Source organism: Butyrivibrio sp. AE2005 (assembly GCF_000686965.1).
Classification (GTDB): domain Bacteria; phylum Bacillota; class Clostridia; order Lachnospirales; family Lachnospiraceae; genus Butyrivibrio; species Butyrivibrio hungatei_A.
Genome location: NZ_JMMD01000029.1, coordinates 37,183 through 46,645, shown reverse-complemented (window position 1 = coordinate 46,645; position 9,463 = coordinate 37,183). Strand labels below are relative to the sequence as shown.

The following is a 9,463-nucleotide window of genomic DNA, read 5'->3' as shown; positions in this document are numbered from 1 at the left end:
ACGTCTGCCATTGGAATCCGACGTTCAATGCATACCTCGCCAAAAAGCGGGCTGAAGGGAAGCATTATTATGTCGCTGTATCCCATGCGGCGAAGAAGCTCGTTAGACTGATATATCAGCTTGAGAAATCTCATCAGTCATACAACAAAGCAGCTTAACTAATTCCGTACAAATCTTCTTTCAAGAGCATCTAAAACGATGCTCTATTTGTCATGCAGTTTTCAAGGTACTGATTACGATGAATGTGTCATCGCCACTTTATTCAAAACATTTCTGTTTTAGAACATTTTTATTGACTTTCTTTAATAGTTAGTCTTCCATTATCTTATCAAAATACTTTTTCCACTTGGCATTGGTAACATCGGGACTGCATATTTCCTGAATCTTGGTAGCCTCTGCTCCGAGCTTCTCAGATAGTTCCTTATCTGACAGTACCTTTGTAATGGCACGTGCCATAGCATCTTTGTCTCCAACGGGAACAAGAAGTCCGTTTACCCCGTCATCAATTAGGTCTCTCGGTCCGCCGCAGGGACAATCCGTCGATATACAGGGAAGTCCCAGTGACATCGCCTCAATAAGAGAATTCGGCATACCTTCATGGTTGGATGCAAGTATGAAAAGCGCAGCCTTCTCGATATGCTCCGCCACATTGCTTACATTTCCCTTAAACTCAACTCTTTTTCTTATCCCAAGTTCGGATGCAAGCCTCTGAAGCTTAATGCTGTCCGGACCGTCTCCGTAAAAAACAAGTGAATAATCGGGAAAAGCTTCGCCTGCTGCGTCTTTAAACGCTCTCATTACCATTTCCTGATTTTTATTACTGTTAATCCTTGCAACCATCACAATCTTCTTCTCACGGTCGCCGATATAGCGCTTTCTGATAAAAGAAGGATTGAGGGAGTTTGGAAGTATTATACATTTTTTCTGAATATATTTGGGGAATTTGGCCTTTGCGCCCTTAGACTGAACAACAACTCCCGCCGCTTTTCCGAAAGTCGCGAGCATAGCCGACTTAAGCCCCACAGTACCGTATTCCATATCGGGATCGGCACGCACGGATACAACAACTTTGATTCCTTCCCTTGTCGCGGTTGAAAGAGCCATTATGTTGTTTTTTCCAAGAAAACTCAGAACCAGATCGGGTTTAAGGTCTTTCCAGATATTACGGAGTTTCTCGTATCTGTTCTTTAGATTTGCCGCTCTGCCTGCCTGTTCTTCTTTAAGAAGTGCGGAAAAGACTCTTCTGATACCGCCCTTTTCTCCGCCTTCAAGGTCAACCCACACAGGGTTTTCATCAAGATCTGCGACATGGACTGCATTGGGTGCCCCCGCGGGAACACGCTTCCATGCTGCATGTTTTACTTCATATTCATTTGCCGCCAGATATGTAGTAACGAGAGTAACTTTATAACCCTGCTCAAAAAAATAATCGGCAAGATTAGACATTACTCTCTCCGCTCCGCCCTTTTCGAGCGAACCTATATACATGGCGATATGTTTTTTATTCTCAGAATTCGACAAGTTCGATTATCCCCATACTGATATTATTCAAAAAGGCAACTTTCTTGCCGTCTATACAAGGCGCGATAGTAGGCTCATGTATGACGGTGTAGTGTTTGCTCTCAAGCTCTTTTACAGCCTTGTCCATATCTTCCACTTCATAGCAAAAATGATAAGGGGTATTCTTAAAGCGCTTCAAAAGCGGATACATCGGGGAATTCTCTCCCATGGGCTCAATGAGCTCAACTCTGTAATCTCCGTTTTTCAGAAACTCGATCTTAATATCCCTTATCTCATCGTACTTGGTGGCCTGTTCAACTTCATAGCCAAGCTCAAAAAATTTCTTTTCCGTCTTGTCTATGCTCTTGGCAAGGTATCCTACATGATGTATTTTCATCTTATTATCCCTGTAATTTGCTGATGATAATGTCTGCCATCTCACCTACATTTTTCATGGATACGATCTGTCCCATGTTGAATTTGATATCAAACTCCTGCTCAATGGCATTTATAAGATTGATGTGCTCAAGTGAATCCCATCCGTCTACGTCTGCTGCCGTTGTAGCATCTTCAACGGTGATGTCGTCATCTTCGAAAACATCTCTGAACACTTCGTTTAATTTCTCAAATACTTCTTCTCTTGTCATTTATTTCTCCTCTTTTCACTTCTGTCAGATCATGTGGAAATTATACCACTGCTGGAATATATAGAATGACCACGCAATCTTGCTGTAGTTAGCTCCCGTTGCGGGGCCTCCGTCTCCTTTTACAACATAATCGTTTATAAAGTTTGAAACATAGTTTACATCAAAAATATCCTGTTTGCTAAGGAAAGATGTGCTGCTGTAATCAAGAAGCTGCTCTCTTAAAGGTCCGCGAAGCCATTCATCCATAGGCACGCCGAAACCTGTCTTTGGTCTTTCCAAAAGCTCTTTAGGTATATAGTCATAAGCAATATCTTTTAAGATATGCTTCTTATCGCCCCTATTATACTTGAATCTGTGAGGTATCCTGAACGAATACTCCATAACCTCCGTATCCATGATAGGACATCTTGCTTCAAGCGAATATTTCATGGACGCCCTGTCCATCTTAACCAGAATATCCTCGGGAAGGTATGTATCCATATCAAGAAGCATTCTTCTTATCTGGAAATTATTTACTCCGTAAAGGCTCTCCACAGGATACAGAACAGGCTGCATATTGCTTCCGACATTGTAATCCGTCGCAAGATACTGAGCCGCACTCATCGGGATATCCATGTCCTCATTGCCTGATATAAAGGCATGCGAAGCTCTTACATATCCTTCTGATACAAGCTGTGTCTTGGTTTCGGGATCTCTGTTGTTTGCAACAACCTTAACCCTGAACGGCATCTTATCAAGGAGCGTTCCGTCTCCGCTCTTAATACGCGAAAGACTGTGTACAATAGCTCCCGGAATATCAAGAAGCTGCGCCGTTCTCACGTTATCATATACATTATATCCGCAGAAAAACTCATCTCCTCCGTCACCCGAAAGAGCTACGGTGACATCCTGTTTCGCAAGTTTACTTACAAGCATCGAAGGAATCTCTGAGTTATCCGCAAAAGGTTCGTCGTAGTACTGCGGAATACTACTTACAAGCTCGAACATCTCTTTTTCTGAAATATAGAGCTCTGTGTGATCGGTTCCAAGGTGTTTTGCGATTTCCTTGGCATACTCCGCTTCATTATATCTGGGAACATCAAAACCTATGCAGAATGTCTTTACCGGCCTGTCTGAATGTTCCTGGGCAATTGCCGTTATAAGAGATGAATCATATCCGCCCGACAAGAAAGTTCCGAGAGGAACATCGGCTATCATTCTGGATGCAACGGACTTCTTAAGTCTCTCTTTCAGTCCTTCCTTTGCTTCCGCATAGCTTCTTACGGGATCTTTCGACATCTCTTTGTATACTTCTTTTATATCCCAATACTTCTTCTTGGTAATCTTACCTGCGCAAAACTTAAGATATGAACCTGCCTCAAGCTTATACACATCGGTAAAGATAGTATCGGGAGCAGCAATATACTGCTGAAGAAGAAATCTTGAAATAACCTGTTTTCTTATCTCCGGCTTAAATCCGGGGCACTTCATAATAGGCTTAAGCTCTGAAGCAAAAACAATGTTTTCTCCGTCAAACCAGTAAAAAAGCGGCTTCTTACCTATTCTGTCTCTTATAAGATAAACATCGGATGTCTCTCTGTCATATATTGCAATCGCAAACATTCCGTGGATGTGATCCACCATATCTATTCCCCACTTGAGGTACGCAGCGATTATGACTTCCGTATCACAATTCGACTTAAACTCATAGTCAGAGAGTTCTTCCTTGAGTTCACGGTAGTTGAATATCTCTCCGTTATAGACAACAGATAATCTGCCGTTCTCGGAGTGCATCGGCTGATGTCCCAAAGGAGACAGATCCAGGATTGAAAGACGTCTCTGAGCAAAGCCTATGACATAATCATCTGCTCCTGAATAGATCTCAACACCGCTGTCATCGGGCCCTCTGTGATACATGGTATCATTCATGATCCTCAGCTGTTCTTCAGTTATTCTCTTTTTTGAAATATATCCGCAAATTCCGCACATTATTTATATTTACAGCTCCACAGGTAGTTTTTCGAAGTTATCGCGAAGAGCACCGAAATCCTTGCACTCATTATCAATAGAATCGATAAGCTCGACATATTTCTCATTAACAAGTGTCTTATAGTTCTCAAGATTGTCATATCCCTTCTTTGTCCATGCAAAAGGATGTGTCAGAATCTGAACCTTATCATATTTATTTATTGTTTCTTCATCGGGATAGCCGTATCTCCAAACATGGTTGGCATCAGACATATACTTTACATCAAGATCTGACTCGGGTGTTGCCTTCGGATCAAATGTAAAGAAATCATCCTGATATGCGTTGATAATTCCTGAAATCTTGATATTCTCAGCAAGAACGTCAGGTGACGGTCTGTGAATGGAAAAAGAGTTGATCTCAAAGCCGAGCATATTGCTGAGCATATCGATTTCCTGCTTAATCCTCTCTCGTATAACTCTCATATCTGTCATTCCGTTTAATGCAAAGTGAAGACCTATATGCTGGCCTCTCTCATGCATATCGGAAAGAATATCCCTGTTTTTTCTGGACAGGATATTATATGAATTATTTGTCCACTGGAAAAAGAATGTAGACCTGAAGTCCATACTCTCTTCGACCTTGGCAAGAGCATGCGCTCTCTCAACCGAATACTCAACGTCGTGTCTCATAATGACAAAGCTGTCTTTATCAAGTGCTTCTTCATATGTGGCATAACGGCCCGTAGCTTTAATGGCACGGACAATCTCTCTGTAATCATCAAATGAAAACATTACCCTTATTCTCCTGTTATTTTCTAATAATCTTCTCTAAATAATCTCTCCACTGCACAAATACAGCTTCGGAATTGGCAATCTGTTCTATCTTGGAAGCTTCATCTCCAAGGCGCTCCGCAAGTTCTCTGTCCTCGATAAGCTTACATATACCCTCGGCAAGCGCATCAGGATCCTTTATCGGAACAAGAAGTCCGTTCTCACCGTCTCTTATAACGGTTCTTGGACCACCGCACGGACAATCCGTTGCAACACAGGGCATTCCCATCGCCATTGCTTCAAGAAGCGAATTCGGAAGTCCTTCCCAATCCGATGAAAAGGCATAAACCGCGCCCTTTGGTATTTCTTTTTCGAGCTCATCGCTTCCGCCCATGAGAAGAATGTAGTCTTCCGCGTGGTTATCCGCAATGATCTTATCAAGTATCTCTTTTGTCCCGTCAAATGAATCGGGTCCGTAGATCTTAAGAACATAGTCGGGGTGCTTCTCATGCACCTTAATAAAAGCTTCGCACAGCATAGGCTGATTTTTGAAGTCTACAAGCCTAGCGTGATGTACCACCGATTTATCCCTGCTCTCAGGCTTCTTAAGGCCAAAATACTTGGGATTTATCGGATTTAATATAATGGCTGAATTATCCTGAAGGTATGGTTTAAAGAACTCCTTCTGTCCGGTTGTCTGGAATACACAACCTGCTGCCCTCGGGAACAACCACTTTATCTGTACTTTATCAGAAAATGCGTCATAATGTCCAACCGGGTCTGTCCTTATGGATATTACGACAGGCACGTCACTTTTGCCTGCTGCCATGAGCGCTCTGTAATTGGCTCTCTGCGCAAATGCTATAAGTACATCCGGATGATAATTTTTCACAAATTCTTTGAGATATTTCACACGTAAAAAGAACTTTGTTATCCTGTTCTTTTTCTCATCGCCTTCACGAAGACCTACGTGCACTCTTGTGACTCTCTCATCAAGAGCAAACTCATTCTCATCCACCCACTCAGTGGCGACATACACTTTATAGCCTTCCTTGGCAAATTGATTGGCGAGGTTTGATACCACGCGCTCGGCACCGCCCTGTACAAGGCAGTTCAAGTGAAATGCTATTGTTTTCATAATTACAAAAGTACCGTTCCTACTTTTAATTCTGCTTCAGATTCATATCTGTCTATTCTTATGGATCCGTCAACTGTGCGGACAATCGGCTTTCCGTCGAACATATCCACGATCTCACCGGGAGCAAATCCGGAAAAATCTATCATCTCATCAAAAGGATGTGCTTCCCAGACAGTAACCTTATTCTTCTCATCCTCGGATCCCGCATAGCAGAATGCTCCGGGGAAAGGTGCCGCAACGCCCCTTATAAGATTATAGATATTTCTTGTTCTGTCTTTGAAATCAATCTTTCCGTCTTTGGCGGTACGTTTATTGTACCATGAATCATAATCTTTTGAATCAGTGTGAATGGGAATCTCACCTTTTTCCATATATGTTGTGACAAGCTTTCTGATAAGATTCTTGGAACAGATCATATTCTTGTACTGAGCCGTTCTGATATCGTCGTGCTCATTTATCTGGAACATCTCCGTTGCAAATACATTTGGGCTGTCCGCATGCTCATCATATCTGAAAAGATTGAGATTAAATCTCGTATCTCCGAGAATAACCGACCAGTTAAGGGGCGATCTTCCTCTTCCGAAGGGAAGATATCCACAATTTCCGTGGAAACCGTATATTCCGCTCTTAAATGCATCAAGAACTTCCTTGGGAATAAGTCTCTGCCATCCCATTACGATTCCGAGGTCAAAAGTATTTTCCTCAATAAACTTCTTTGTCTTTTCATCGTTAAGGAAATAGCTCTCTGCTTCGAAAACTGGAATTCCGTACTTCTCTGTCAGGAAGCTGAGTCCCTTGAATCCTGAAACCTGATTATGTTCAAGAACCTTGGGTGCAATGGTCATTACAAGGTCAACCTTGCATAGTTCTTTTTCTATGAAATCTATTATGTTCTCGGATGTATCTTTTACACCGAAGACTACAACTTTATAATGCATTATTCATACCTCTTGAAAATCTCATGTATACTTTCTTTATATTTTTCGGGCGCGTAGAACATCGCTCTCTCATAGGCTTTTTCTGCATATCTTGAAGCTTTGTCCTCATCATCCAAAAGGCTTATTATCTTTTCCGCAAGGAGTTTTTCACCCCCTGTTATGTTATTTGGATCCATATCCACATTTTCGCCGAGATCGGGCACCAGTATTCCGTATGTTCCCTCAATCGCGTCTTTTGTGCTGTCTCCGTTTGGTATCTCTTTTATAAGCTTATCGTACTCACTCTCGCTCAAAAGAATCTCTCTAGGGCCCGTCTTACAGTCTGCAGAAATAACAGGTTTTCCGAGCGCCATTGCTTCAAGTACCGCATTGGGGAATCCCTCATGATTGGAACTGCACACGTAAATATCTGAAGAAGATACATAAGAAAAAGGATTCTTTTTTACTCCGGGGAAACAAGCTTTCCCTTTAACTCCAAGCTGTTCAGAGAGCTTTTCGTACTCTGACCAATTTCCCGCGCCAAGAACTATAAGTCTTGCCTCGGGATGCTTTTTATAAACAAGTGAAAAAGCTTTTACAAGATGCCATACACCCTTTATGTAATCGTTTCTCACCATACAGGATATGGTCTTTACATCTTCTCCCTTAAAAGGCATATCCGCTATCTCTTCACTGCCCTTTGCCTTTACATCCTCAACATCAAGTGGGTTGTAGATGTAAGTACTTTTATTATAATCAAAGTCGCGAAGAAGCTGCCTTACGATCTCTTTTGAACAGGAAAGAACCTGATCTGATCCGTTGCAGAACATCTTTATCTTCTTTGGACTTTCCATATCAGTCTGACAACGAAGTCCGGTAAGCACTCTTTCTTTTCCCTTTGAAAGAACATTTACATAATTCGCTGTACTTCCGAAACTGTAGGCAATGTCGATTCCAAGCTGTTTCTTAATCTTTCTTGTCTTGATGACTCTCTTTATTACATTGAATACTTTATTTATCGTGCCCTTCTTAGCCGGCACATCAATATCGATCACTTCAAGTCCCGTTACGTCAAAGTTGATATCTTTGGAGCTGAATATAAGTATGTATACGTTGTAATACTCCTGCATCAATCTTGCAGTCTTTATGCAAACACGCTCAAATCCGCCCTGATGAAGCATGGGCACCATGAGCATTAGATTTTTCTTTTTATCTGCCATTAAAAATTTCCTCTTTCATAAAAATATGCCATCTGTTTTGCCTGTAACTTCACGTCAAATCCGGCATCTCTTAATTTATTCAAAATATAATCGGATGTTCCTTCTCTGTCTCCCAATGAGCAGCCGCCTGCACTGTTACCTGTGGCTACAAGTGACTCATATCCGGCATCTGCCTCATCGTCGGAATCATTGTCGTCAAGGATAAGGTCATCAAGTATTTTCTTTGACCATTTCTTTGGATCGTCATTGATGCTCATCATGGTAACAAGTTCCGTCACGTCAACTTCAGGTGTCACAGAATCTGACACAACGCACTGAAGCCCCGCTGCCTGCGCCTCTATAACACTTCCGGGAAGTCCCTCATATCTTGAAGGGAAGCAGAAATAATCCATCGCCTGATAATAATCTGCAGCATTACTCTTATTTCCCGCAAAGATACATTTGTCATATATCCCAAGCCTGTCCGCGAGCTTCTTCATATCATCCATTAAAGGTCCCGTGCCAAGCATCAGAAGTTTCATGCGAATACCGTGAAGCATGCAGTATTTGTTATCCGCATCATTTTCAAGCATCTTACAAATACCGAAAAAGACCTGAAGCAAAAACTCGTGGTTCTTGGCATATCTAAAGCTACCTACGTGTCCTATAACAACAGCGTTGGACACGCCGAGTTCTTTTCTTATCTTATTTCTTTTTTCTTCATCGTAGGCAAAGTTCTTTAAGTCAATTGCATTGGGGATGATCTTTACTTTCCCCTTCTCCATAAGTGTATTTCCAAATACCGCTATCCCTGCCTCTTTCGAACAGGCAAAGTTATAATCGGTAATTCCTTCTTTGCGAAGCGGAGTTCTCAAAAAGTTTGTAGCAACGCCTTTCACGCCCTTATCAACGCCCGCGCTCCTTGCGTGCGCAACGAGGATGGGAATCCCGGCTTTCTTTGCGATTGGAAGGTAGATAGCCGCGGTACTCGTCATATGCCCCTGCACAACTTTCCACTCATCGCGATGCTCATTAAAAAATTTCTTGATCGCAGCTTTGTAATCAAGCAAATTGGTTCCCACAAATTTTGGAAGACAGAATATTCTTCCGCCCAATGAATATACCGTATTATCAAAATAGTCCGGCTCTCGAACTGCCATCAGTTCATCAGAAGTCGGACTCTTTTTCCCTGTCTTATCAGGCGAATAATGGACAAGGAAATCAAACTGGACCCTGTCCCTATTCATATTACGATATAAATCCATTATGCGACATTCAGCTCCGCCTACTCCAAGTCCCCCTAAGACATGTAAGACTCTTATCTGTCCATAGTTATCTTCCATA

Annotated in this window: 9 protein-coding genes and 1 pseudogene; 1 reads left to right on the top strand and 9 read right to left on the bottom strand. The window is 42.1% G+C overall.

Annotated elements, in window-relative coordinates; genetic code table 11:
- Window positions 1–158, top strand: a pseudogene (locus DL92_RS21840) (IS110 family transposase); the annotation flags it as partial.
- Window positions 159–309: 151 nt separating this feature from the next.
- On the opposite strand, the gene DL92_RS0113835 reads toward DL92_RS21840, so the two are convergent.
- Genes DL92_RS0113835 through DL92_RS0113795 form a run of 9 tightly spaced genes read right to left on the bottom strand, consistent with a single transcriptional unit; the run spans window position 310 to window position 9,462 of the window.
- Entirely contained in the window at window positions 310–1,521 is a 1,212-nt protein-coding gene (locus DL92_RS0113835; protein WP_026668051.1) for a glycosyltransferase, read from the bottom strand.
- Window positions 1,508–1,897 carry a VOC family protein gene (locus DL92_RS0113830; RefSeq protein WP_026656665.1) on the bottom strand — a complete coding sequence of 130 codons (390 nt, stop codon included), beginning with the start codon at window positions 1,895–1,897 and terminating at the stop codon, window positions 1,508–1,510. The genes DL92_RS0113835 and DL92_RS0113830 overlap by 14 nt, the downstream gene beginning before the upstream one ends.
- 4 nt (window positions 1,898–1,901) lie before the next feature.
- On the bottom strand, window positions 1,902–2,147 hold the full coding sequence (locus DL92_RS0113825) for an acyl carrier protein (protein ID WP_026656664.1): 246 nt from the start codon (window positions 2,145–2,147) through the stop codon (window positions 1,902–1,904).
- 24 nt (window positions 2,148–2,171) lie between these two features.
- Complete coding sequence (gene asnB / locus DL92_RS0113820; protein ID WP_026668050.1) at window positions 2,172–4,115, bottom strand: asparagine synthase (glutamine-hydrolyzing); 1,944 nt, start codon at window positions 4,113–4,115, stop codon at window positions 2,172–2,174.
- A 9-nt stretch (window positions 4,116–4,124) separates the two neighbouring features.
- Window positions 4,125–4,886, bottom strand: a complete 762-nt coding sequence (locus DL92_RS0113815; protein WP_026656662.1) for a polysaccharide deacetylase family protein — start codon at window positions 4,884–4,886, stop codon at window positions 4,125–4,127.
- Window positions 4,887–4,902: 16 nt separating this feature from the next.
- The gene (locus tag DL92_RS0113810; protein WP_026656661.1) at window positions 4,903–6,003 is read right to left on the bottom strand and encodes a glycosyltransferase; all 1,101 of its coding nucleotides are present in this window, start codon (window positions 6,001–6,003) and stop codon (window positions 4,903–4,905) included.
- Window positions 6,004–6,005: 2 nt separating this feature from the next.
- Window positions 6,006–6,941 (bottom strand): methionyl-tRNA formyltransferase, encoded by a 936-nt coding sequence (locus DL92_RS0113805; RefSeq protein ID WP_026656660.1) that lies wholly within the window; start codon window positions 6,939–6,941, stop codon window positions 6,006–6,008.
- Window positions 6,941–8,140 (bottom strand): glycosyltransferase, encoded by a 1,200-nt coding sequence (locus DL92_RS0113800; protein WP_026668049.1) that lies wholly within the window; start codon window positions 8,138–8,140, stop codon window positions 6,941–6,943. The genes DL92_RS0113805 and DL92_RS0113800 overlap by 1 nt, the downstream gene beginning before the upstream one ends.
- Window positions 8,140–9,462 carry a glycosyltransferase gene (locus DL92_RS0113795; protein ID WP_026656658.1) on the bottom strand — a complete coding sequence of 441 codons (1,323 nt, stop codon included), beginning with the start codon at window positions 9,460–9,462 and terminating at the stop codon, window positions 8,140–8,142. Before DL92_RS0113795 ends, DL92_RS0113800 begins: the two co-directional genes overlap by 1 nt.
- Between the last annotated feature and the right edge of the window lies 1 nt (window position 9,463).

What these genes read in the sequence shown, in the direction of transcription:
- DL92_RS0113830 (WP_026656665.1), bottom strand. Translation starts at nt 1,897, where the DNA reads ATGAAAATACATCATGTAGGATACCTTGCCAAGAGCATAGACAAGACG.
- DL92_RS0113825 (WP_026656664.1), bottom strand. Translation starts at nt 2,147, where the DNA reads ATGACAAGAGAAGAAGTATTTGAGAAATTAAACGAAGTGTTCAGAGAT.
- asnB (WP_026668050.1), bottom strand. Translation starts at nt 4,115, where the DNA reads ATGTGCGGAATTTGCGGATATATTTCAAAAAAGAGAATAACTGAAGAA.
- DL92_RS0113815 (WP_026656662.1), bottom strand. Translation starts at nt 4,886, where the DNA reads ATGTTTTCATTTGATGATTACAGAGAGATTGTCCGTGCCATTAAAGCT.
- DL92_RS0113810 (WP_026656661.1), bottom strand. Translation starts at nt 6,003, where the DNA reads ATGAAAACAATAGCATTTCACTTGAACTGCCTTGTACAGGGCGGTGCC.
- DL92_RS0113805 (WP_026656660.1), bottom strand. Translation starts at nt 6,941, where the DNA reads ATGCATTATAAAGTTGTAGTCTTCGGTGTAAAAGATACATCCGAGAAC.
- DL92_RS0113800 (WP_026668049.1), bottom strand. Translation starts at nt 8,140, where the DNA reads ATGGCAGATAAAAAGAAAAATCTAATGCTCATGGTGCCCATGCTTCAT.
- DL92_RS0113795 (WP_026656658.1), bottom strand. Translation starts at nt 9,462, where the DNA reads ATGGAAGATAACTATGGACAGATAAGAGTCTTACATGTCTTAGGGGGA.